Raw genomic sequence first — 22,199 nt, 5'->3', positions numbered from 1 at the left:
GAAAGACGCGACCTATGATGATACGGTCATTCGCGCATGCAGCATCAGCCCCGTGCAAGCGACCATACGACATCCGCGATGAGGCGGGCTTGTGGCACCTCTTCCGGCAGAGTGCGGCCGGCGAAACGTTCGAGAACCATATGTGCGACGAGGTTGATCCGCGCTCGCCCCTCCTCTTGACCTTCATCGCGCGGCAGATCGGCGATCGCTTCCTCCAGCACCGCGACCTCCAGCTTCTCGGCGTCCAGTTCCAGCGCCTTGAGTTCCGAGCGGAAAGACACAACCGGTGGGTGGCTCTCCATCCAGGGATTAGCCTTTAGCTGCACCCTGATCGCGCGCAGGGGGCGGACGACCTCTGCACGCCATCGGCGGCAGTTCTCGTCAAGGTTCCGAATCGCGTCGGAATCAATATGGCTGCCTTTCCCGGCCGCTTGGAGCACCGCAAGGAACAACGGTACGTCAAGTTCAAATCTCTCCTGCAATTCTAAGCACGCCTGGGCGACGCCCGGCATTGCATAGACCTTCCGCATCACGGTCCACAAATCGGTACCAACGAAAGCTTCAACCATTATGTATTTCCTCGCCTATGGCTCTCTATCGTGCCGCACACAACCGTCGATGGCTCGTGTACTATACATCGGCAACGAAAACATACGCAAAAGCACCTCCGTCGGTCTTGTCGTGGGTTGGTGTTCGACGAACGCAGGATCACTCATTCTTCCGTGAGCTGCTAACAAATTGCGGTGTCGATCAACCACTTCCAATAGTTCGGTGTTGGCATACTCTGACAGAAAATTAGTAAAGAAGGTTGTTTACGTAGGTTATAATATCGTTCAACGTGGAAGCGTTTTAGCGACCATAAGCCTCCGGTAGAGCGTGAATGCAGCTTGAAATCGTGGTCTCTCATGCTACCCTCGCGTCAGTAATCTCCTATGGAACATCTTTGACAGTAATGTCTGTGTACTCCTCCCACGCAGTCGTGTAGGGGTCATAACGTGCCGAAATGTCAGCCCAGGGCATCCCCCGTCCGCAGCCGCCAGAAGATGCCGTTCAACACCCCCGGTCATCCACCCGCTTCACACCGCGCACCTTCGACGGCAACAGCGGCTGGATCACGTCCCATTCAAAAGCCGTCAGATCAAAACGCGCCATGACCACCTCCTTCCTGCCGGAAAAGTGAATCATATCGCGATCAACAGCAGAAGCATTTTATGGGTATGTGACCTAATGGGCGCTACTTAAAATATGTCCGCAAAATTTTCATGATAGCCTCCACATTTTCGTCATGAGCCCTGTCGTCGTTCGGATTGATATTGGGACCGAACGTCTCCCTCAAATGGCTCTCCATCACTTCGGTCATTAACCCATTGGCTGCTCCACGTAGCGCCACTATTTGCTGAAGCAGCGGGGCACAATCGGTGCCAGCATCGATAGCACGTTCCAGAGCCTCCGCCTGACCTTTAATACGCCGGACGCGTGTGATTGCCCGTTTTTTGTCTTCTGGTGAATGTGGCATGGTGCTTTCCTAAATTTTTGCGTCACCATACTGTACAGGGGGGGAGTTTCAACCCTTCTTTAGGCCCTTCGCCAGACCTTCTGGAAAATCGATTGACCAAGTGGGCTAGAGATCGAGCCTGTGCATTTAGGCGGCGATCGAATGAGGTGGTGATCGGTTGCGTCTATCTTTCAACGGAAATCCGGCTCCGGGCCTGAAATTCGACTACAAGCTCCGCTGGTTCGATGGCCTGTACTCCTATTCCGCGGAGCTCTTCGAACTCGACGTCCCTTTGGCTTTGGTGGGAGATTTCAATGTCATGCCGTCGGACTTAAGGGTTTAAGCGCTGGAACGCTGACGAGTAGATGGTTTGTCCCGGCCGGAGGTGCACGCAGCTTATTCCGAACTCATTGCCACGAGCTGGACAGATGCCTACAGCGACATCCCGAAGAGCGGATCTATAGGTCTCTAAGTATTTTCGGAACGCAATCGCCCGCGACGCCGTGCTGCGCATCGACCACTTGCGCCTGAGATATTACGTGAAAGTCTGCAAGGTCGCCTTGAGGGCCGAGGTCACAAATCTGAAAATAGGCGACAGGGTTGTGGTGCACGCCAATGCGCACTAAGATATGATAAATCCTTGAAATATATGGATGGTTCCGCTACGGAAACGGCCACTTGGCTTTTGCGACGGACATTCCCGCCGCGCGCACCGTCATCATCTCATCATTGGCTCGATAGGGCCGCACGACCCATTTCTAGCCTTCTCTTTCCGCGTACACTTCCATCGGTTGCCGAACGCCCTTGAGTCGATGGAATCCGGCGCTGAAGAAGTTTTCCGTGTCTTTGATTGGCAGAAGGGACCGAAACGCTGATGAGATTACGAGCGGTCGTCCTATTTCGTTGCATATTGACGCGATTCGACAAACTTCGTTCACGGCTGGACCGATCACTGTAAAATCCAACCGATCACAACTACCGATGTTTCCATAGAAAACCTCACCAACATGAAGTGACAGATAGATCGAGGTTACAACTTGGCCGCTGTCCCAACGGACACGATTGAGCGATTGCAATCGTTCTTCTAGTTCCCTTCGAGCTGCGAGGGCGCTCTGAGCGGCGGTCTCAGGAGACTCCGCGTTAAATATTGCGAGAGTGCCATCTCCGATAAGCTTTAAGACATCCCCACCATTCTTTGTCACGGAGAGAATTGCAGCTTCTGAATAGTCGTTGAGTAGACCGATGAGCTCCCCACTTGCGACCTGCTCTGACAAGGACGTGTAATCCGCCATGTCCGAAAACCAGAGGACGGTGTGAATGCTATCGACCGCACCTCGCGCAATTCGTCCCTGAAGAACCCTGCGGCCAGGATCGCGACCGAGATATACACTAACCAGCGACTGGGCTATCCTCCGGACAGCCGCTGTTTTAATCGATAGAGCAAGCGTCGGGAGGAGCTCGCGAAGAGCTTCCACTTCGCCTTCTGAGAATCCATTGTCTGATTTGCTTGACCACCGCGAGTAAAGATTGTCCATTTCGCCGATAGTATCGACTTCACACAGTCTTTGGATCATTGCGAAATAGTCTGTCTGACCTTCATCTCGGAGTTCGTTCAGTACAAGAAATGGAAGCGTTTCGGCCCCCCGCAACGACACACGCAGTTCAGTCTGTCCGGCTTGTTGCATGGCGTAGAAGGGACTGCGTAGCCAGATTTGGGCATTTTCTTCAGCGTTGTCGCGGAGAAATTGCTGTTGTGATTGCTCTACGCCCTCGTCTTCGTCCCAAAAAAAACCCCAGGATTCGAGTACGGGATGAAGAGTATCAATAAAAAGAACGCCCTGCGAGATCATTATCCCATGTCGGCGACACCCTTCACAAAACCCGACAAGTATCTCACATTCGGTTCGCCCCAGCAGGCCTTGAGAAACCAACCACCGCTTAATTTCGGTCAAAGCCGCGTTTTTCATAAGTGCCCTACTCATCTTGAATACGCAAAAACAATGGGATAATTATGCGATATTACTATCAGCACACGAAGTAATCTTTTCAGGCCGAGTATACCACTAAGGATTTGCTTACGCGAGTGAAGGGTGTTGGCTACAAAGCTGCGATAGCTTTCCAGCTGTCTAAATCCGCAAAGTGTTTCAGGGGGTATCAGGATGACGGGAGTGTCGAGTTGGCCGCGCTGTCCGGTGCGACGAGAGCCCGCCCATGCAGAGCCGGCTCCCCCGTACCGGTATCGCCCGGCTCGAAACGTCGCTCAGTATTCGACTTCCTGAGTCCTTGTGCCGCGACGGCTGGCCTCCAGCGCTGCGGTGAGGGTGCGGGCGTCGTAGCTGCCGCGCAGGCGGCGACCATCGACGAAGAACGTCGGAGTCGCATGCGCCCCGCTGGCGACCGCACTCACAAGATCCCGCTGCACACGCTCGATCACCAACGGGCTATCGAGATCCACGATAAACCTGTCGACATCGAGGCCGAGCTCTGCGGCGTACCCGATCAAGTCCTCTCGCTCCAGGGCATGCTGACGCGTGAACACGAAGTCCAGCCACGGCCAGAACATCCCTTGGTTCGACGCGGCCTCGGACGCCCGCGCGGCGATCGGCCCGTGCGGGTGGTGCGGCAAGTGGCGCACCACATAGCGGAGGTCGTCCCCGAATTGGCCGCGCAGATCATCCCACGAGCCGGTCGCGTGCGCGCAGTACGAGCACTCGAAGTCCACGTACTCAACGAGAGTGAGCTGGGCGTCTTCGGGGCCGCGGATATGGTCGACCTCGGGATCCACCGGAGGCTCAAGCGCCATCGGCAGATCCGCCGTCTCCTCACCCCATCTCCGGGCGGCGACCTTGAAGACGAACCACCCCAGCAACGTAGCGAGCACCATCGACACCAGCACGCCGACCGTAGCCTGGCGGCCCAGGTCGGAGGTCGTGCCGAACGCGAGCCCGATGATGAGCAGGGACACGGTGAACCCGATACCGGACAGTGCAGCACCGCCGAACACGCTCCCCATCCCGACGCCCTCGGGCAGCCGACCCAGGCCGAGGCGGACCGCGGCGAGAGTGATGAGTCCGATGCCCAGGAGCTTGCCAAACACGAGCCCTGCGATGACGCCCCAGGTCACGGGCGAGCCGAAGGCCTCAGTGAGCAGCCCGCCACGCAGGTCCACCCCGGCGTTCGCCAGGGCGAACACCGGCACGATCAGCAGCGCGGTCGGCAGCCGCAGGAACTCGTGCAGCCGGTCGTTCACCGCGATACCCCGGGACAGCCCGCAGTCCACCGCACGGGCCGATGCGGCACTCGGAGACTGCCAGAAATCCCGGAACAGCTGTCTTGCCGCGACGACCTTGTGACGCTGCGTCGCGTAGGCCGGGATCAGGAGACCTGCCACCATCCCGGCAAGGGAGGCATGGATGCCGGAGTACACGGTTGCGAACCACAGCACGATCACGATCAGCACATACGGCGTTGCCCGCCATTGCCGGGTACGGCCTAGCAGCCACAACCCGACGAGACTTGCGAGGGCGATCAGCAGCGGGACGATCCGGATCTCCTCGCTGTAGACGATGCCGATGATGGACACGGCGAGAAAGTCGTCGACCACGGTTAGGGTGAGCAGGAACACGCGCAGCTGACCGGATAGCCGCGGGCCGACGATCGCCAGGGTGCCCAGCATGAACGCCGTATCGGTGCCCACCACCGCACCCCACCCATGCAGGCCCTCACTTCCGGCCAGCCCCACGATAAGGACATATACCAGCGCAGGAAGCACGACCCCCGCGACCCCTGCGATCAGGGCGAGACGGGCACGGCTTCTGTCCCGGAGAGATCCGTGGGCGAACTCTTGGCGCACCTCAAGGCCGATCAGGAAGAAGAAGACGACCATCAGGCCGTCATTGACCCAGTGGTGCAGATCCATGTGCAGGCCGAACGGGCCGAAATTGAACCCGACATCCAGGTGCCACAACGCAAAATAAGCATCGGACAGCGGCGAGTTCGCCCACACGAGCGCCACGACCGTGACGATCACCAGCAATACCGCTGCACCAGGCTCCGTGCGCAGATAGTGGGCAACTCGTCTCCATCTGATACTCGCCGAGGATTCACCGAAAGAAGAGTCTGCCATGTTCTTGTCCTGTAATGCGTGAGGGAGCGATGAGTCGATTTCGGGGAAGATCGGTCAAGCGCCGGCGCTTGGCGACGCTGAGTCATCAAGCGAGCGCAGCCAAGCAAGCCTATCTCCCAGCCTGCGCTCGACGCCTCTGTCGGTTGGCTGGTACCAGCCCGGCCGCGCCACGCCCTCGGGAAAATAGGTTTGCCCGGCAGCATAGCCGCTGGGCTCATCATGGGCATAGCGGTAGCCTTCGTGATACCCCATCTGCTCCATCAACTTCGTCGGTGCATTGCGAAGATGGAGCGGAACAGGATGGGAGCCGCTGCGCTTGACGAATGCCTTGGCCTGGTCCCAGGCGGCATAGGAGGCATTCGACTTGGGGGCGAGGGCGAGGTAAGTCGCCGCCTGCGCCAGCGGTATCTCACCCTCGGGCGAGCCCAGCCTGTCGTAGGCCAGCGCGGCGTTGAGTGCCAGTTGAAGCGCCTGCGGGTCGGCATTGCCGATGTCTTCGCTGGCCATCACCACCATGCGGCGGGTCACCTGGCTCACGTCGCCGCTTCCGTCGAGGATGCGGGCCAGCCAATACAAGGCTGCATCGGGGTCGGAGCCCCGCAGCGACTTGTGGAAGGCCGAGAGCTGCCAGTAGAACTCGTCGCCGCCCTTGTCGAACCTGCGCAGCGATGGGCTGGTGGACAGCCTGGCGAACTCGCCATCGACCACGGCCTTTCCAGACCCCGACGCAGCATTCGTCACCTGCTCAAGCAGATTAAGGAAGCGCCTCCCATCGCCATCGGCGAAGCCCTCGAGCAACTCCAGTGCGTCCGCATCTAACGTGACGCCCTGGAGATGCGGCAGTGCGCGTTCATAGAGCTGGTTCAGCTCGTCGCCGGAGAGCGGTTCGAGGGTATAGACCTGTGCCCGCGAGAGCAGTGCGGAATTGACCGCCAGGCCGGGATGCTCGGTGGTTCCCCCTACCAGGGTCAGAAGCCCCGACTCGACATGGGGCAGCAAGGCGTCCTGCTGCGCCTTGTTGAAGCGATGGATCTCATCGACGAAAAGTACTGTCGATCGACCATGATTGTCCAGTTCAGCCTGGGCCTCGTCGATGGCCTGCCGGATATCCTTTACCCCGGCAAGCACGGCAGAGATTGCGATGAACCGGCTGTCTGTCGTACTGGCGGCCAAGCGCCCCAAGGTGGTCTTGCCCACACCTGGCGGCCCCCAGAGGATGAACGAGTGCAACTTGCCCGCCTCGAAGGCAAGTCGCAGCGGCTTGCCCGGGCCAAGCAAATGCCGTTGCCCGACGAATTCATCTAGCTTCTTGGGGCGCAGGAGTTCGGCCAAGGGAGGCTGGGGCCTTGTTGTGAATAAGTTAGTCAAGATCACCTCACAGTGGAATCGCGACGAACGGCGCAGCGCTCGTACGCCAACCGAATCCACCAGTCGCTCGCCAATGATAAGAATACAGGGATCTACTATATAGTATATTGATCTTGCCGTGCAACCTTACAGCTTCGTGTGTTAGCAGCGCTCATCGTAGATCCTCCGCCCGACAACGCTGCAGAGGTTAAACTTCGCGACCATCTTCCAGAAGATATTCGTCAGGAATATTGATACTGGGAGGGTGTATTCATATATAAGATTGTGGCAGGGTAATCGGGCCTTGTTTAGCCACGTAACTGTTGGACATCCCATCTACTTTAAAGGAGCCGGATATGGCGAACGGTTGGGGACCCGAAGGCGGGATTCAGGACCAGATTGATGCGACTGTAACCGATGCACTATCGGCGGCACGTTCTCGACTTCCATCGGGACACGGTACCGTCGAATGCGAGGTGTGTGGCGAGGAGATCCCGTTGAGACGTCGCCAGGCCATTCCGTCCGTCAGGACATGCATTGCTTGCCAAAGTGAACGCGATAAACGACCAGTGTTCTCCACGATCAACCGCCGTGGCAACAAAGATAGCCAACTGCGTTGATGGGAGTAGCAGATAGGCTCTTAACCTCTTACGGAACGGACGCGAGTTGTCATCTTCGCTCGACGGTGAACGCTCGTTCCTCCTGACCTTGAAGCGCCTTTTATTTGACGCTTGGGATTTTCAGCCCTGCAAGCGATCGAATGATTCTGCGAAGGAATTTTTGAGTTTGACAACTGGTGCTCTCCTCGTCGTCCTAGCATAGGAGGCGTCGAGATCGTGCGGCATGGTCGACGATATGAGGGGCTCACCTTCGAAGGTGTGGCGGGGGTTGGGTAGATAAAGACGATGAGAATATTCACCATTGGATTTACCAAGTCTTCGGCTCAGCACTTTTTCGCGAGGTTGAGGGACTCTGGCGCCAAACGGCTTGTCGATGTTCGCCTCAATAATGTTTCACAGCTATCAGGCTTCGCGAAGCGTGACGACCTGAGATATTTTTCCGAAGCCCTTTGTGGAATGGAGTATGAGCATCTGCCGGAACTTGCGCCGACGAAGGAAATGTTCGAAGCGTACAAGGTAAGAGGGGGAGACTGGAACACCTATGCCGCAAGATTTCTAGATCTAATTACGCGACGCCGGATCGAAATGATCGACAAGGAGAAGATTGAAGATGGATGCCTGTTGTGCAGCGAGGACAAGCCTCACCACTGTCACCGACGACTTGTCGCAGAATACCTAGCCGCAAAATGGCCTGACGTTGAGATCGTGCATCTGTAGAGCATCGAGATGGCCCCCACGAGGGCCCCCAACTTTGGGTTTACGCACGTCTGCTGGAAAATTCGATCAGGCGTTTTACGCATCCCCACGGGACCGTGCACTATTGTGCCGCATCTGGTCTCCGCCGCGCTCTGGCCAGCCACAGCTCCACCGAACTCGGACGCGGGTTGCTTGACTTCTCGGTTACGGATAGGTCGCGGGTGACGAGAATTTCGTTACCTGGAACATGAGCACCATATGTTCATTATAGGGCGCGGCGAGACGCGCGGCAGCGGCGCAGAAAAACGGCCGTCTGCCTGCGAGATCGCCGCCTTTCCAGTCAGGGGCCGCAAGGGCCAAACGGTGCTTGTCAGCGAGGACGAGCATCCGCGCGAGACAACGTTCGAGAAGCTCGCCAGCCTGCCCACGCCGCTTCGGTCCAACGGCACGGTGACCGCCGGAAACGCCTTGGGCGTCAACGATGGCGCACAGCCCAGGTCCTCGCCTACCTGCGCGCCGTCAAACGCCATCGCCTTCAGCCGCTTGCCGGCGTCGGTCCTACGGCCATAGTCAGATGACAAAGAGCCATGGTGGGTTTTAAGCGGTAGCCGCTGTCATAGCGCATTCGATTGAGGCTCGGTAGTCCAGCAAGAAAGCGCTATGAACCCAAATCAACCGATGCTCTTCGCCATGTAAACGACAATGCCTCCGTTCATGGCTTCCTTTCGTTCAACCTGGTACCCCAACGAGCTGTAAAGACGTAAGTTTTCCTCGAACTTGGCGTTCGTGTAGAGCCGTATAGCGCTCAATCCGTCTGTTGCTGCAATCTGCTCGGCGTGAGCGATCATCCTCCTGCCAAAACCACGCTTTTGGTAAGGCGGGGCTACCGCGACATTCTCTATCAGCAAGTATCGGGGGTGTTGGATCGTTTCGATTAGAGCGGCAATTTCCTTTCCGACAATTAGAAGGTCGGCGCGGTGGTCGCGGATATGGGCGGCATGGTCTGCCTTCATCGGCAGAGGTTCCCGACCGATATGCGGAACCCACTTTGCATATGCTAAGCGGGTTATCGTGGTGACAGCCTCAGCGTCTTCGATAGTAGCAATTCGGATTGTCTCGGTCATACTACATCCATTGGCGTTTACAGGGACTAGCGGAAGTTGGTCGCCCCCCTCTTTTTCAGTTGGAGCCACGGAGCGAAAAGCCCGCCTACCAAACGCTGACGGTGGTACGGGCGATCCTTAATCAGAAGAAGGTCGGTCGGAGTGTTGCCCCTCTTCAGGGTAGCGCAAATAAGACGACCGTAAGCCAAACCATTCTACCTGACGCGATTAACGCCTTCGTAGGCGAAGCTACCACACAATCTTGCTCACCCCATTTTGGTGTTTTGATCCCTAAGTATCTCCCGCGCCGCATTATGACCTGGAATGCCTGTTACGCCGCCGCCCGGATGCATTGAGGATCCACAGATGTAAAGCCCGCCAATCGGTGTGCGATAATCAGCGTAGCCGGAGACCGGGCGTTGGAAGAACAACTGGTCGGCCGACAGCTCACCATGGAAAACATGGCCCTGCGGCAGATTCACGATCCGCTCCATATCGGGCGGCAGTAAAAGCTGGGCCTCGATCACATCGTTGCCGAAGCCGGGCGCGTAGCGCTCGATGGCGGCAAAGACGTTCTTGCGGAAATTATCCTTTTCCTGCGCCCAGTCGCCGCCCTTCAGGCTGTAGGGCGCGTGGCCACCGTAAAAATTGATGACATGTTTGCCCTCCGGTGCCAGCGTGTCGTCAATGAAGCTGGGCGTGACTTGTGTCATATACGGTTGTGATGAGTACCATCCGTACTTCGCATCGTCATAGGCGCGTTCGAGGTAGTTCACGTCAGGCGCGATACGGGTATAGGTCGGGTAGGGGAAATCACCCAGCATACCGTCTCGCCGGATGCGATCGAGGATTTTGTATTGCGGCGGCCGATGGCAGGCCACGTTCATCTTGAATGCGGTCGCAAACGTGCGGTAGCCGCGAATCTGACGCAGGACCTCATCGGGAAGATGCTGCTCACCTACCATATCAAGGTAGAGTGTCTTGGCGGATACGTTGGAAGCGATAACCGGCGCCTCGTAGGTCCGTCCTTCTTTCGTGACAACGCCGGTTGCGCGGCCGTTGCGGACAATAACTTCGCTGATTTCCGCGCCGGTGACGATCTCCACACCCTTCGAGCGGCCGTAGTCGGCGAGGCACTCGGTGATCTTGCCCATGCCGCCCTTGACGAAGCCCCATCCGCCCGCCTCACCCATGATATGATGCATGATGACATAAGCGGTGCCCGGGCTCTTCGGCCCGGCGAAGGTGCCCATCGATGCATAATAGGCGATCACCGCGATGACCCTGTCGTCTTCGAACCACTCCTTCAGAAAATCATAGGCGCTCATCGTCATCATATCGATGATCCGATACATTTTCCGGCCGACCTTGCGGTAGCGCCAGAGCAGCGAACTTGCATGCTTGAAGGTTTTCCAGTCTCGCCGGCTGAGATCCGGTGGTGTCTCCCACAGAAGCTGACGCACGACCTCCGTCGCTTCGCGCAGATAGGCGTCGAAGGCGGGATAGATATCGGCATCCTTTTCGGAGAATTTGCGGAACGAGGCCTGCGTCTTGGCCATGTCTCCTGAGAAGAGAATGTAACCTTCGCCCTCGTCCACGGGGGCAATCATGTCCGAGCAGGGAAGAACCTCGTATCCGCGGCCGGGTAAATCGAAATCGCGGATGACGCGGGGATGGAGCATGCCCGTCATGTAGGAGAAGATCGAGGCACGAAACCCCGGGGTGAACTCCTCGGTTACAGCGGCGCCTCCGACGATGTGCCGGCGCTCGAGAACGAGAACCTTTCGCCCCTCTCGAGCGAGATAGTTGGCGCAGACGAGGCCGTTGTTGCCTCCGCCGACAATGATCGCGTCATAGTGCGAATGCGATGCTGCCTGTTTCTCCGTCATATCCCCTGATGCCTTCCGTTGCGCGCTCGGGTAAAGATGTGTATGGCTATAAATATATAGTCATCTATAAAGATGTACATCTCTATAAGGAGAATCACCAGCACTTATCTGAAAAGGCCGCTGCAAAGCCTGGGGACGCGATCGGATTGATCCGACCATCGCTGCGCTTTCGAACTGTCTGATCGGGTCTCAGCGATGCCGATGACGATCGCACCATTCTATCGCGGGGACCGTGACTGGACGGTGGCCTGCGCTGCGGATGAACCTTAACCGACAACCAAATCTAGGAAGCCGTGACATGACGCCTGAGAAACAAACCGCTGTCGACTGGGTCAATGCGAATAAAAATGCCCTGTCCGATTGGCATACGACGATCTGGGATTTTCACGAGCCTGCATGGCGGGAATACAAATCGGCGGCCTGGTACGTGGAGCGTCTGCGAGCGGAGGGTTTTACGGTCGAGGCGGGGTCGGCCGGAATGCCGACGGCGTTTTGCGCAACGTGGGGGGATAGCGGCCCGATCATCGCGTCTTACGCTGAATATGATGCGGTGCCCGGCAACTCCCAGCAGCGCACCCCCTATATGGCGCCGCGCGAGGGCGTCAATCGTTGGGCTCCCGGCCACACCGACCCTCATTCCGCCCTCGGCATCGGCGCACTCGGCGGCATACTGGCGGCCAAGGCGGCGATGGAGAAGCATGGCATCAAGGGGCGGCTGAAATTCTTTGGCGAACCGGCAGAGAAGGTTTGCGGCTCGAAGCCGGTGCATGCGGCCCACGGTTACTACGACGATATCGACGCCGCCATCAGCTATCATCCGGGCTTTAGGCCGGGGCTGTCGAATACCTGCATCTGGGACAGCCATTGTGGGGCGTACTGGAGCAAGATTTATACGTTCGAATGCACGAAGCCTGAGACCTGGGCAGGCATGGCGGCCACGTCGAATACGTCGATATCCAGCGTCGCGCGCGCACCAGGGGCCATCGATGCGGTGTGTTTGATGTACACCACCACAAAATACACCAAGGAGGCGATGCTGCCCCATAGTGGCACCTGGATCCTCAACGAGGCGATCCTGGCGGCCGGGCAGGCGACGTCGGACAATCTGCCGCCGCGTTTCAGCCAGATCCAATATTCTTGCCGCACCCCGACACTGGAGATGGCGGAGCGGGTTATCGCTGTGCTCGACCGCAATGCCGAACACGTCGCCAAGATCGCGAATTGCGAGGTTCGTAGCGAGTGGGTCGCAAGGACACGCGTTGGCCTCCCCAATCACGCAATGGCCGAGATCGCCTATCGCAATCTCGAACTCACCGGACCGCCGGAATTTGGCGACGAAGCCAAGGCTTTCGCCCGCGCGATACAATCAAACCTGGGCCTGGCGCCCATGGATGAGCCATTTCAGGCCGGCATGAGCACGCTGACCACGCCCCAGGATGGAGAGGCGCACAATCGCGAGGTCATGCCGTCCTGGCAGCTCAACTATGGCGCTGACGACTATGTCGACTACACTTGGCACGCGCCGACGGTGAGGCTGATCATAGGCCGCCCCAAGCTTGAGCAGCCTGAAGGCGGCTATCAATATCCTGAATGGGTGTGGAATGCGCTCGGCGGCTTTTCCCCAGCCATCGACCCCACGATTTTCTCTGCCGCGCGCTGCGTCGGCGCGACGATCATCGATCTGCTGACCGACCCCGAAGGCCTGGCCCGTGCTAAAGCCGAGTTCGAGATGCGCACCGGCGGCGGCATCGGCGGCACGAAGTGGGTCAAGCCGCTGCTGCCGGCAGATTTCGCCGCGCCCATTCATTATCGTTGGCCGGAATATGTCACCACGGTGCGCGGCACGGAGTGGTGGATACCCGAACGGGCCTGAAGCAATCTCCGACGCCGAAGCGACTTCGCTTCGGCGTCGGACAATAAGGAAATGCTCTAGCGGTTCACCTTTGGCCAGGACGGATCGAGAAAGCGCTGAATCTCGATGAGATAGCCGGCCGGATCCCTGAGGAAGCAGTTGTAGACATTATACTGGCTGTTGAAAGCCGGCGGTTTTTCGAACGCAACGCCCTTTGCTTTTATGTGTTCGTACCAGCCGTCGACGTCCTCGGTTACCAGGGTAATGATGACGCGATCACGGGCAAACAGCGAGCCGTCCTTGCTGCAGACGGCGACAAATCCCGAGCCCGAGCTGTAGATTCGGCAAGCTCCCTGATCGAGAGCCAGAGGAAGTTCCAAAACGCTTCCGTAAAAATGAGCGGATGCGTCGAGGTCGTCGGTAAAGAGGAACGTGACAAGCTGGTCGAAGGGGGGAGGCGTCATGGGGTATGTCCTGTGAAGGTTTGATGTAGAGATCTCGCATTGCGCTTGCGATGTTCGTCGGCAGGATTGCGGACGCCGTCGGCTTTTCAGTCGAGCCAGCGCGCCGCCTTGTCCAGAAGGCGGTATCCGCTGCCTATTATCGGCAGGAACCAGGGTTTGCCGTTGTAGAAATATAGCTGAGGGAACCGGCTTCCTATGATGCCGCGATCCGTATTCGGCCGGCCCAGCATGTGTTCGGCAATACGATGGCCCAGATAGGTCTGGCCTGAAATGCCGTTCCCGTTGCAGCAGGAAACGTAATAGATTCCGTCGCTCATGCGGCCGCCATGCGTGCAGAAATCCAGCGCGAAGCTGACATTGCCCAACCAGGCATGGGATAATGCGACGCCGCGTGTTTCGGGGAATGTGTGCTCCATGAAGCCGCGCAAGCCTTTGGCGCCTTGTTCCGCGGTCGAGTTCCGGAACCGCGCTCGACCGCCAAACAGGATACGCTTTCCGTCAGGCGAGCGGCGAAAATAATAGAGCACACGTTTGGTGTCGAAGACCGCGCGGTTTTGTGGGATCAGCCTTTCGAGCAGGTCGAAAGGCATTTCCTCCGTTGCGATCATGTAGCTCTGCACCGGGATCGAGCGCTTTCGCAGCCATGGCGTCTCGGGACCGGCATAGCCGTTCACGCCGAGGAGAATCCTGTCGGTGCGGATCTCGATTGGATCTCGATTTTCCACATCTTGCAGACGCGCTACATGACCCTGCCCATCTTGCCGGGCGCCGAGGAAGCGCCATCCGGTGAAGATGCGGACGCCCAACTCCAGGGCCCGCCTGGCCAAAGCCTGAACATATTTTCCGGGATGGATCGTGCCCTGGCCACGAATGACCATGGCGCCGCGATAGATGTCGGTCTTTAGAACAGAATGAACCTCGTCCTGCTCAAGGATGTCCATGTTTTGTTGGTTTTCGGAAGCGAGGTGACCGCGCATCTCACGCAGCCTGACCAAGTCCTTGCGCGTGTAGGCCGCGACGACGGCGCCGGACAGGTTCAGGTCAATCGGGTCGCTCAATGTGGCTGCGCGCTGAATCATGAAGGACATGGAGGCGCCGTAGTCATCGATGATTTCTGTTGCCCGCTTCTCGCCAAAGCGCTTGCTTGCCTGAGCGAGCGTGAATTTCGCGCTATTGCCGATCATCCCTCCATTTCGAGAGCTGGCACCCTCACCGATACGCATCGCATCGACGACAACGACGTCGGTCAGGCCCGCCTCGGCCAATGTGATCGCCGCCGAGAGCCCCGTGTAACCGGAGCCGATGATCAGAGCGGTGCAGGTCGTCTTGTCGAAAGACCGCTCGCCGTGTTGAGGCTCGGCTTCTTCCCACCAGAAAGGTGTTGTCTTCATGAACGCTTCTCGTTTCGTTGATTTCGGAACACCCGGCTGGACGAAGGTGAGATGGGCTCACAGCCGCGTGGAGAAATAGACCTTCTTGACGGCGCTCACCGTCTTCCAGCTGCCGGTAAAGCCTGGTTCCAGCACGACCAGATCGCCGGAACCGAAACGCTTCGGAGTGGGAACGCCGTCTTCGAAAAGATCGATCTCGCCTTCAAGAATATAGAAGCTCTCGATGAAATTGTTGTCCCGGACCACCCGGTGGTGGCCGGGTGTCGCCGACCATGTGCCGGTCATGATCGGTCCATCGATCAGGGGCCAGGTCATAAATGCCGGCGCTCCATCGATCAGCAGTGCTGGATCTGGAAGGCCTGGCTCTCCCTGGCCCAGATCAGCCCTCCGCGCATATTTGAGTTTACAGACGATCTTAGCTTCCTGATCCAACAGAATGGTTCCTTCTGATAACGCGCCTGTACCGGGATCTCTTGCTTGAGTTCGCCGTACCCTTGCATTGTCGTGGTTCCCGGCGATATCCCGTCCGGCTTGACGCTCATGAGGCTTCCGGTTAGAAATTTCCGTGAAAAATAGGGTATAATTAAAAAACTTGTCAATGGATTTTAACATAGGTAATTTTTTAAGTCTCAAAGACGCGCCAACAAGGAAACAATCGCAGTGCAGCCTGATCTAAGCCTTCTCGATGTGGAGTCCGATGCGAGCGTGGTCGGGTCGACGTTGCGGCGACGCCGACAAATACGCGGCTTGTCGCTCAAGCAGGTGGCCGACACCTCGGGAATTTCCGTCGGCATGCTGAGCCAGGTCGAGCGCGGGCTCGCCGCCCCTTCGATCAAAACCCTCAGGGCGATCTGTGCTGCGATGGACATGCCTGTCAATTGGCTTTTCCAGACAAACGACGGGCCGGAAAGCCAGGCTGCCGAATATATCGTGCCGCGCGACGCCCGCCGGTCGCTATCCTATCAGGATGGGCTGATACTCAAGGAACTGCTCACGCCCGACACGCAGCCGGAAATCCAGATGATCCGTTTTGTGCTCAAGCCGGGGGCCTCTTCGGGTGAGGCTTACAACAACTCAGAGGGGGGCAAATGCGGGATCGTTCTGGCCGGAACACTTGGACTTGAATTGAACGGTACTGGTTTTGTCGTTCAAACGGGTGACAGTTTCGCCTTCCCCGCGACGGATATGGTGCGCTTCTGGGCCGTTGGCGATGAGAACTGCGAGGTCATCTGGGTTGTGGCGCCCGCCACGGTGTAAATAGAAAACGGCGGGCGGAAGGCGACCGCGCGTAACGTGTTTGTGCGGAGCGGCTCATTTTCAGCATGCATCATGCGGGCGTCATATGAGCGACAATGTGCGCCGGGTTCGGACAGGTTTTGACCGCGACCGTGGTGCCTTCGCGGCGTTAGCCGCCGTCTCGCCTGTTTGATTTTTCCGCCGATCAAAGCCTGCGCCGGGCGCAAGGGGCAGCGATGTCGGCCAGCGGCGTTCATCGGCTGATCGCTTTCGGTGGTGTGCGCCGATGCTATGCCTGAATCGCGCGGCCGGCCGCTTCCTTGTCGTAAGATTTCTGTCCGGAAAAGTTACCTATATTAAAAATGCATTGCATAAGTTTTAATATTGCCCAATTTTCCTCGGTGTCCATAATTCTTGCGCCCGTGCGCAGCACGTCGCGCGCGATATCGTCGAGAGCCGTTGCCCTACAAGTTTGCGGCAAACGTGAGCGCGAGAATCTGCTGCAGAGCGCTTTTTCATATGATGCGGCCTCTAATATATAGCTGTCTATAAAATGATAGTTGACTTTAATTTTGATGTCAGCTTACGTGATGGGAACGGGGAAGGAGGCCCGATCCGAAAATGAAGTCTGGAACCGAACTCTTGATGATCCCGGGGCCGACCACTCTGCCGGCCGAGGTGCTGCGGGCCTTGGCCCGGCCTTCGATAGACATCTATCAAGGGCCGCTGCACGACGTGTCGATCGACTGCATCGCAGGCCTGCAGGAGCTCTTCGGCACGCGTGAAAAAACCTACATTTTTACCGCCAATGGCCACGGTGCCTGGGAGGCGGCGCTCTGCAACACATTGAGCCGCGGCGACCTTGTGCTGGTGCTGGAATCCGGCTTTTTCGCCGTCGACTGGGCCGACACTGCCAAGCAGCTGGGTCTTGAGATCGAGATTCTGCCGGGCAGCTGGCGCGCTGCTGTCGATCCGCAGGCGCTGGCTGAACGGCTGGCCAAAGATACGGACCGGCGCATCCGCGCCGTGCTCACAACGCAGGTCGATACCGCATCGGGCGTCTGCAACGACATTCCGGCGATCCGCCGCACACTCACCGATACCGGCCATGACGCGCTGCTGATGGTCGATTGCATCGCATCGCTCGGGGCGACAGAATTCCGCTTCGACGAATGGGGCATCGACCTTGCTGTCGCCGCATCCCAGAAGGCGCTGATGACGCCGCCGGGCCTCGCTTTCCACGCCGTTGGCCCGCGCGCACGTCAGCGCCACCAGACGGCCGGTCTTCGCACGAACTACTGGGACTGGACGTTGCGCGATCGACCGGACCACTACTATTGGCACTCCGGCACGCCGCCTGTGAATCTCCTCTTTGCCCTGCAGGCTGCGTTCGGCCTCATCCGTCGGGAAGGCCTTTCGGCCGTCATCGCCCGACACGACCTCCTGGCCGAGGCGACCCGGCAGGCCGTGTGCTGCTGGTCGGTGCCGGGCGGTGTCGAACTCAATATCCCGGCTGCGGGTGAACAGGCCAATTCCGTGACCCTCGTGCGCATTCCGGAGGGGACGGTGCGCCCGGTGGTGGAATTCTGCCAGCAGCACTGCGGCGTCCTCTTCGGCGAAGGTATCGGGCCCGCGCTGCGTGGCCGGGCGATCCGTATTGGCCATATGGGCCATGTCGGCGCCCCGCAGCTCCTTGGCGCGCTCGGCTGTCTGGAAATTGCCTTCAAGGTGTTGGACATCCCCCATGCCGAGGGCGGGGTCGCGGCCGCGATCGCACACCTCGCCAAAGCTTCGCAGGGCGGCAACGTCCTTGCCATCGATCAGCATGTCCAATGCATAAAAAAGAGAGGAACGTGACATGACCAGACTTCTGGCAGCATTGCTTTTGTGCACAGCGGCGACTGTCGGCCTGAGCCCGGCCTTCGCGGAGGACAAGCCGGCTCTTCCGGAGCGTATCGTTTCAACGGGTACGGTGCGCGTCGCCGTCAATGCCGCCTATCCCCCCATGGAATCGCGCGACCCGACGACCAATGAATTTGTCGGCTTCGATATCGACCTCGGTAATGCACTTGCCGCCGAGCTCGGCCTGAAGGCCGAATGGATCGACGGTCAGTTCTCGCAAACGCTCCCGTCGCTGGTCTCGAAGCGTGTCGATCTCATTCAAAGCTCCATGACCGACACCTGGGAGCGTCAGAAGACCGTTGATTTCGTCGACTATATGGTATCGGGCGATCAGGTCTATGCGATGGTCGACGGCCCGATCAAAACGGTCGAGGACATTTGCGGTCAAAAGGTAACCGTAAGCCAGGCAACGACAACAGAGAAAACGCTCCGCAAATGGAACGAGGATAATTGCATCGGCAAGGGTAAGCCTTCCGTCGACATCGTTATCGACAGCAGCTTCGGCCAGCAGATCGCCAACATGAAGCAGAAACGCACGGTCGCCGGCGTCCAGGGGGTGGAGGGCATCGGCCTCATCATCAAGGACTCCAAGGGCACGATGAGGACCGTTGGCGAACCGCTCGCCGTCAGCCACACGGGTCTTGCCTTCCTCAAGGAGGACACGCAGCTGCGTGACGCCTACATGTGGGCGCTGAAGCGCCTGCACGCCAACGGCACCTATGACAAGCTCCTCGAAAAATGGAATCTTGAGGGCGCGGCCTATCCTGAGCCGACGATCAACAAAGCCACGGAATAGGGTGCATGGGACCATGGTCCCTGCCTCGCCGCGGATCCGCGGCGAGGCCTCTGCGATCGATCAGCATGCCAAATCCATAAAAAGAGAGGAACGTGACATGAGTAGACTTCTTGCAGCATTGCTTTTGTGCACGGCGGCTGATCCGGCACGCTGACAATGTCCGCGATTACCACCTAAGTCATTGATTGTACGTCGATCTATCCCGCGAAATGCACCTAAAACCTGAGTTTCGCACCTGTAACGATAGCCCGGTTTCTTAGAGCTATCTGTTAACAAGACAAACAAAAACCCGCCGGTGAGGGCGGGTTTTGATAAGGCTGGCTTTCTCGGATCTTATTGATCGACGTCGTGTCGATAGTAAATTCTCGATTGGCAACTTTTGGCGTCTATGGCCGGAACGATGTTGCGGTTGTTGAGCTTGCGGAACATTTCGGTCGGCTTTTTCCCATTAAGTTTTGCAAGTGCTGTGAGTGAAATATGGCGGCGATTAAAGTCCGTCAGCAGCTCCTTCGTCGTAAGCAAGTGTGTCTGCTTCCGATGCTGAACGGGCTGAGACTTCAGAAACCCTTTTCTCATCAGCGCCATCGCGTCCGCTTCGCAGACGTCGATCTCTTCGGCCACGTCGTAGCAAGATACCCAACCTTGATCTGGCCCGTCAGCTTTGGCGCGCAGCTCCTTTGTCGAGACGTGAATCCCTTCGAAGAATTGATCAGGCACGAAGAACACCTGTTCGAGTTTGCCGTCGGCGAGCATTTCGATAACATCGTCGACAAAGCACAAGCCTGGACCCGCTGCTTCGCAAATACGACGCATGTCCGGCGTCTTGGTCTCACTTGCAATGCGAGTGAGTTTCGCAAGCAGGTTCTCCGCCTCGGTGATCGAGTAGAGGCGATTGATACCTGCGGGGTCCGGACGCGGCTTCAATGCATTCGGGCCTTGCTTTGCGAAGATCGCAGTATTCCGCAACCGCTCCAATCGCATGCGCTTCACTAGATCCATACGTGGCAGCAACTCCTGGCGTGGGAATGCGCGCTCGGCCAGTTCTGCATCAAAAACGATCCTGCTGTGAGCTTCACGGTGAAAGCCGCTCTGCGGAGGAATGAAGCCCTCTCGGGTAAGGTTACCTTCGGCCACGAGTGGGCTGATGCCGTACTCGCGTGCGAAAGAAATAACGCTATGCCACCGCCGCTTTTTCGGTGATCCCAAGAACGAATCCGTTGGACCGATAGGCAAGGCGTCAGTGGCGACGTCCCGAAGTAGATCGCGCAGACCTTTGTGGTCGTCGTCCTGATGGTTGTCCAGATAGCGGTAGAGGTTCCCAAATAGATGCTGGGCGCCTTTGGGACGCGACGAATGCCAGAACGCACTTGTCAGATTTTCGAGGTGCCACCGAAGACTGCCTGCGGTGTCCCCGATCAGATTAAATCCGCGTTCACGGACGACCGCCAATTCTTCAACAGAGGTGGGAACATGCGCATCGGGACCGCTCGCATCGAGGACCCCTAACCGTTCGCAAAGCTGCTTGGCCACGTAGTAGGGAAGCGCATCGAGATCAGGAACGGGGTCGGCCTCGTGATCGAGACGGGCCGCGAAGTAGCGGTCTGACTTGGAAAGTTCAAGCGGCTCAACGCGACTGGCTTTGAACTCGACCATCGAAATTCGCTCGGAAACAGCCTTCACGAACTCGCGGCGCAGTTCATCCGGACCGCTGGCATGGTCCAAGACGACTCCATGCTTGTGGCAGCCCGCAACGTCCCTGATTGTCCAAGAGAAACGTTCGAACGGACGAACGACCGGACGGCCGGTGCGCTTATCAATATCTTCCATAACGCAGAGCGAGCAGAAGCGAGGTGCAGATCGTGATACTGTGCGGCCGCTGACAACCGAACCCCCAACGTTGATGCTGAACTTGTCATGCCGGTGGATCGACGCTTTTGCGAATGTGTCCGCCGACATGCCCGTATAGGCGCTGAGAGTTTCGTACACGGGATCGCTCGGCCGGTCGAAGCCCATGTAAGAGATCCCAAGATGCCGGACCATGGCTCGGGCATTGCCCGAGCCATTGATCGCAGCAAGACGAGCGATGATGCTGAAGATCGTTTCGGAGGATGCGACCTCCACAGGCTTCAACATCATTTGCCACCTCGTTTACGGTTGCGCTCACCGGCTTCGATACGCGCATCGGCGACAGCCTGGCGCGCAACCAGTTCCGCAAGCGGCACTACAGGCGTCAGGTCCTTCCAGTCGGCAGCCAGGAAGATGTTGTGATGCGGCTGGCATCCTGTCAGGAAATCGTAGCACTCAACGAAGTGCGCGAGACCGACAACGTCCGATCCGACTTCGATCGCAAAATCACAGGCCATACGAACCAAGTCGATGATGGTGCCGAAGCCACCTTCGGAAGCGTGGATCAGGCGGTGCACGAGATCCTCGGTCAAAGCCTTGCGAACCTTCTTGACCTTGCGCCCCCCTACAACATCTTCCACCTCCATGTCCTGCAGAAGCGCCCCGTCGACCTTCATGCCGGCGTGAGTTTCGATAATGCCCTGTGCAATGACGCGAATGCGTTCGAGGTCACCGGGGAAGGTGACGCGCTCGAGTTCCACGACCAGGCTGCGGTTGCGGAGCTGGGGTTCGTGCTCGATGAACTTGGCTAGGGCGGGTACGCCGGCCAAGACGAGGTGGAGCGGCCAGTCTTCGATCTGCAGCAAGCTCTTGAGGATGTCGGCAAGGTTGCGGATGGTCGCCTTGTCGGTCTCCTTCAGAGCATGCTGAGCCTCATCGATGAAGAGCACCAGCACCGAGTACTCCTTGAGCACACGCTTCGCCAATTCGAAGAGATCGTACTCAGGAATGCGATCAGCATTGATGAGCGGATAGCCGGTCGCCTTGATGATCTTGGTCGCAAGCAGACGCAGCTTTAGCGGCTTGGGCATGTCGAAGTAGATCATGGGGCTGATCATTTCACCCTCATCGTTGCGATAAGGCTGAAGCTCCGCGCGTTTGAGGAGCGTGTTCTGAAGAGCCGTCGATTTACCGGAGCCGCTTTCGCCAATGACAAAGAGCGCGCGGCGACGACCAGAGGTGCCGTGCACGGATGCCGCAGCGTTCTCGACGATCTTGGAGACGGCACGCTCGACACGCTGGTGGCGGTCGGAAGTAATGTAGGCCGAGTAGAGACCGCCGCGCTTCTTGGCGCGATCGGCGGCTTCTGGAGTGAGGACCGACAGCAAACGCGCGGCGGCCTTGTTGAAGAAGTTCTTGGCGTCAAAATTGGTCATA

General features: G+C 58.0%; 19 protein-coding genes and 2 pseudogenes. 8 read left to right on the top strand and 13 right to left on the bottom strand.

The annotated features are described in order from the left end of the window. Nucleotides 1-44 precede the first annotated feature (44 nt). The 3 genes and pseudogenes from ACIQJ2_RS30970 to ACIQJ2_RS30960 form a co-directional block, all read right to left on the bottom strand. The gene (locus ACIQJ2_RS30970) at nt 45-569 is read right to left on the bottom strand and encodes a TIGR02444 family protein (protein WP_151577121.1); all 525 of its coding nucleotides are present in this window, start codon (nt 567-569) and stop codon (nt 45-47) included. A 406-nt stretch (nt 570-975) separates the two neighbouring features. Beyond that, nucleotides 976-1,152: pseudogene (locus tag ACIQJ2_RS30965) on the bottom strand (transposase); the annotation flags it as partial. Between the two features lie 82 nt (nt 1,153-1,234). Beyond that, the gene (locus tag ACIQJ2_RS30960) at nt 1,235-1,516 is read right to left on the bottom strand and encodes a metal/formaldehyde-sensitive transcriptional repressor (RefSeq protein ID WP_006470627.1); all 282 of its coding nucleotides are present in this window, start codon (nt 1,514-1,516) and stop codon (nt 1,235-1,237) included. 146 nt (nt 1,517-1,662) lie between these two features. On the opposite strand from ACIQJ2_RS30960, the pseudogene ACIQJ2_RS30955 reads away from it, so the two are divergent. Next, nucleotides 1,663-2,025 (top strand): annotated as a pseudogene (locus tag ACIQJ2_RS30955) (exodeoxyribonuclease III); the annotation flags it as partial. A gap of 228 nt (nt 2,026-2,253) precedes the next feature. Here ACIQJ2_RS30955 and ACIQJ2_RS30950 read toward each other — a convergent pair. The 3 genes from ACIQJ2_RS30950 to ACIQJ2_RS30940 all read right to left on the bottom strand — a co-directional run bounded on the left by ACIQJ2_RS30950 (nt 2,254) and on the right by ACIQJ2_RS30940 (nt 6,989). After that, nucleotides 2,254-3,462, bottom strand: coding sequence for an adenylate/guanylate cyclase domain-containing protein (locus ACIQJ2_RS30950; protein ID WP_006470625.1), 1,209 nt, complete (start codon nt 3,460-3,462; stop codon nt 2,254-2,256). 293 nt (nt 3,463-3,755) lie between these two features. Beyond that, entirely contained in the window at nt 3,756-5,621 is a 1,866-nt protein-coding gene (nhaA, locus tag ACIQJ2_RS30945) for a Na+/H+ antiporter NhaA (RefSeq protein ID WP_036564676.1), read from the bottom strand. A 54-nt stretch (nt 5,622-5,675) separates the two neighbouring features. Beyond that, nucleotides 5,676-6,989 carry a replication-associated recombination protein A gene (locus ACIQJ2_RS30940; RefSeq protein ID WP_151577120.1) on the bottom strand — a complete coding sequence of 438 codons (1,314 nt, stop codon included), beginning with the start codon at nt 6,987-6,989 and terminating at the stop codon, nt 5,676-5,678. Between the two features lie 335 nt (nt 6,990-7,324). On the opposite strand from ACIQJ2_RS30940, the gene ACIQJ2_RS30935 reads away from it, so the two are divergent. The 3 genes from ACIQJ2_RS30935 (at nt 7,325) to ACIQJ2_RS30925 (ending at nt 8,854) form a co-directional block, all read left to right on the top strand. Next, the gene (locus ACIQJ2_RS30935; protein WP_006470622.1) at nt 7,325-7,588 is read left to right on the top strand and encodes a DksA/TraR family C4-type zinc finger protein; all 264 of its coding nucleotides are present in this window, start codon (nt 7,325-7,327) and stop codon (nt 7,586-7,588) included. Nucleotides 7,589-7,873: 285 nt separating this feature from the next. After that, nucleotides 7,874-8,305, top strand: coding sequence for a DUF488 family protein (locus tag ACIQJ2_RS30930; protein WP_006470621.1), 432 nt, complete (start codon nt 7,874-7,876; stop codon nt 8,303-8,305). Nucleotides 8,306-8,542: 237 nt separating this feature from the next. Beyond that, nucleotides 8,543-8,854, top strand: a complete 312-nt coding sequence (locus ACIQJ2_RS30925; RefSeq protein ID WP_192800581.1) for a hypothetical protein — start codon at nt 8,543-8,545, stop codon at nt 8,852-8,854. 101 nt (nt 8,855-8,955) lie between these two features. Here the strand turns inward: ACIQJ2_RS30925 and ACIQJ2_RS30920 are convergent, their stop codons facing one another. Together ACIQJ2_RS30920 and ACIQJ2_RS30915 are read right to left on the bottom strand one after the other, a co-directional pair. Further along, nucleotides 8,956-9,408: a GNAT family N-acetyltransferase gene (locus tag ACIQJ2_RS30920; RefSeq protein ID WP_151577119.1), complete on the bottom strand. Its 453-nt coding sequence runs from the start codon at nt 9,406-9,408 to the stop codon at nt 8,956-8,958. 245 nt (nt 9,409-9,653) lie between these two features. After that, nucleotides 9,654-11,276, bottom strand: a complete 1,623-nt coding sequence (locus tag ACIQJ2_RS30915; protein WP_006470615.1) for an NAD(P)/FAD-dependent oxidoreductase — start codon at nt 11,274-11,276, stop codon at nt 9,654-9,656. A 298-nt stretch (nt 11,277-11,574) separates the two neighbouring features. Here ACIQJ2_RS30915 and ACIQJ2_RS30910 point away from each other — a divergent pair, with 298 nt between their 5' ends. Then, nucleotides 11,575-13,149 carry an amidohydrolase gene (locus ACIQJ2_RS30910; RefSeq protein WP_151577118.1) on the top strand — a complete coding sequence of 525 codons (1,575 nt, stop codon included), beginning with the start codon at nt 11,575-11,577 and terminating at the stop codon, nt 13,147-13,149. A 56-nt stretch (nt 13,150-13,205) separates the two neighbouring features. On the opposite strand, the gene ACIQJ2_RS30905 is transcribed toward ACIQJ2_RS30910, so the two are convergent. The 3 genes from ACIQJ2_RS30905 to ACIQJ2_RS30895 all read right to left on the bottom strand — a co-directional run bounded on the left by ACIQJ2_RS30905 (nt 13,206) and on the right by ACIQJ2_RS30895 (nt 15,298). Then, nucleotides 13,206-13,592, bottom strand: coding sequence for a VOC family protein (locus ACIQJ2_RS30905; RefSeq protein ID WP_151577117.1), 387 nt, complete (start codon nt 13,590-13,592; stop codon nt 13,206-13,208). An 86-nt stretch (nt 13,593-13,678) separates the two neighbouring features. Beyond that, nucleotides 13,679-14,983, bottom strand: coding sequence for an FAD-binding oxidoreductase (locus ACIQJ2_RS30900; RefSeq protein ID WP_151577116.1), 1,305 nt, complete (start codon nt 14,981-14,983; stop codon nt 13,679-13,681). Between the two features lie 57 nt (nt 14,984-15,040). After that, complete coding sequence (locus ACIQJ2_RS30895) at nt 15,041-15,298, bottom strand: cupin domain-containing protein (protein ID WP_192800580.1); 258 nt, start codon at nt 15,296-15,298, stop codon at nt 15,041-15,043. Nucleotides 15,299-15,643: 345 nt separating this feature from the next. Between ACIQJ2_RS30895 and ACIQJ2_RS30890 the strand changes: the two genes are divergently transcribed. From ACIQJ2_RS30890 to ACIQJ2_RS30880, 3 genes are all read left to right on the top strand, one after another. After that, nucleotides 15,644-16,240: a helix-turn-helix domain-containing protein gene (locus tag ACIQJ2_RS30890; protein WP_151577114.1), complete on the top strand. Its 597-nt coding sequence runs from the start codon at nt 15,644-15,646 to the stop codon at nt 16,238-16,240. Nucleotides 16,241-16,840: 600 nt separating this feature from the next. Continuing rightward, on the top strand, nt 16,841-18,076 hold the full coding sequence (locus tag ACIQJ2_RS30885) for an alanine--glyoxylate aminotransferase family protein (protein WP_151577113.1): 1,236 nt from the start codon (nt 16,841-16,843) through the stop codon (nt 18,074-18,076). A gap of 1 nt (nt 18,077) precedes the next feature. Further along, nucleotides 18,078-18,917: an ABC transporter substrate-binding protein gene (locus ACIQJ2_RS30880; protein WP_006470608.1), complete on the top strand. Its 840-nt coding sequence runs from the start codon at nt 18,078-18,080 to the stop codon at nt 18,915-18,917. A 333-nt stretch (nt 18,918-19,250) separates the two neighbouring features. Here ACIQJ2_RS30880 and ACIQJ2_RS30875 read toward each other — a convergent pair whose 3' ends face one another. Then, nucleotides 19,251-21,053 (bottom strand): TniQ family protein, encoded by a 1,803-nt coding sequence (locus ACIQJ2_RS30875; RefSeq protein ID WP_047627476.1) that lies wholly within the window; start codon nt 21,051-21,053, stop codon nt 19,251-19,253. Beyond that, a complete protein-coding gene (locus tag ACIQJ2_RS30870; RefSeq protein ID WP_130270581.1) occupies nt 21,050-22,198 on the bottom strand; it encodes a TniB family NTP-binding protein in 1,149 nt (382 codons plus the stop codon). Before ACIQJ2_RS30870 ends, ACIQJ2_RS30875 begins: the two co-directional genes overlap by 4 nt. Nucleotide 22,199 lies beyond the last annotated feature (1 nt).

Source organism: Rhizobium sp. NPDC092011 (assembly GCF_044756305.1).
In the GTDB taxonomy this organism is placed as follows: Bacteria; Pseudomonadota; Alphaproteobacteria; order Rhizobiales; family Rhizobiaceae; genus Rhizobium.
Note: the sequence above shows the minus strand (reverse complement) of the source record. Positions and strands in the feature narration are given on the sequence as shown.

Bases quoted from the DNA above. Each gene is read 5' to 3' on its own strand.
- ACIQJ2_RS30970 (WP_151577121.1), bottom strand. From the start codon at position 569: ATGGTTGAAGCTTTCGTTGGTACCGATTTGTGGACCGTGATGCGGAAG.
- ACIQJ2_RS30960 (WP_006470627.1), bottom strand. From the start codon at position 1,516: ATGCCACATTCACCAGAAGACAAAAAACGGGCAATCACACGCGTCCGG.
- ACIQJ2_RS30950 (WP_006470625.1), bottom strand. From the start codon at position 3,462: ATGAAAAACGCGGCTTTGACCGAAATTAAGCGGTGGTTGGTTTCTCAA.
- nhaA (WP_036564676.1), bottom strand. From the start codon at position 5,621: ATGGCAGACTCTTCTTTCGGTGAATCCTCGGCGAGTATCAGATGGAGA.
- ACIQJ2_RS30935 (WP_006470622.1), top strand. From the start codon at position 7,325: ATGGCGAACGGTTGGGGACCCGAAGGCGGGATTCAGGACCAGATTGAT.
- ACIQJ2_RS30930 (WP_006470621.1), top strand. From the start codon at position 7,874: ATGAGAATATTCACCATTGGATTTACCAAGTCTTCGGCTCAGCACTTT.
- ACIQJ2_RS30925 (WP_192800581.1), top strand. From the start codon at position 8,543: ATGTTCATTATAGGGCGCGGCGAGACGCGCGGCAGCGGCGCAGAAAAA.
- ACIQJ2_RS30920 (WP_151577119.1), bottom strand. From the start codon at position 9,408: ATGACCGAGACAATCCGAATTGCTACTATCGAAGACGCTGAGGCTGTC.
- ACIQJ2_RS30915 (WP_006470615.1), bottom strand. From the start codon at position 11,276: ATGACGGAGAAACAGGCAGCATCGCATTCGCACTATGACGCGATCATT.
- ACIQJ2_RS30910 (WP_151577118.1), top strand. From the start codon at position 11,575: ATGACGCCTGAGAAACAAACCGCTGTCGACTGGGTCAATGCGAATAAA.
- ACIQJ2_RS30905 (WP_151577117.1), bottom strand. From the start codon at position 13,592: ATGACGCCTCCCCCCTTCGACCAGCTTGTCACGTTCCTCTTTACCGAC.
- ACIQJ2_RS30900 (WP_151577116.1), bottom strand. From the start codon at position 14,983: ATGAAGACAACACCTTTCTGGTGGGAAGAAGCCGAGCCTCAACACGGC.
- ACIQJ2_RS30895 (WP_192800580.1), bottom strand. From the start codon at position 15,298: ATGACCTGGCCCCTGATCGATGGACCGATCATGACCGGCACATGGTCG.
- ACIQJ2_RS30885 (WP_151577113.1), top strand. From the start codon at position 16,841: ATGAAGTCTGGAACCGAACTCTTGATGATCCCGGGGCCGACCACTCTG.
- ACIQJ2_RS30880 (WP_006470608.1), top strand. From the start codon at position 18,078: ATGACCAGACTTCTGGCAGCATTGCTTTTGTGCACAGCGGCGACTGTC.
- ACIQJ2_RS30875 (WP_047627476.1), bottom strand. From the start codon at position 21,053: ATGATGTTGAAGCCTGTGGAGGTCGCATCCTCCGAAACGATCTTCAGC.
- ACIQJ2_RS30870 (WP_130270581.1), bottom strand. From the start codon at position 22,198: ATGACCAATTTTGACGCCAAGAACTTCTTCAACAAGGCCGCCGCGCGT.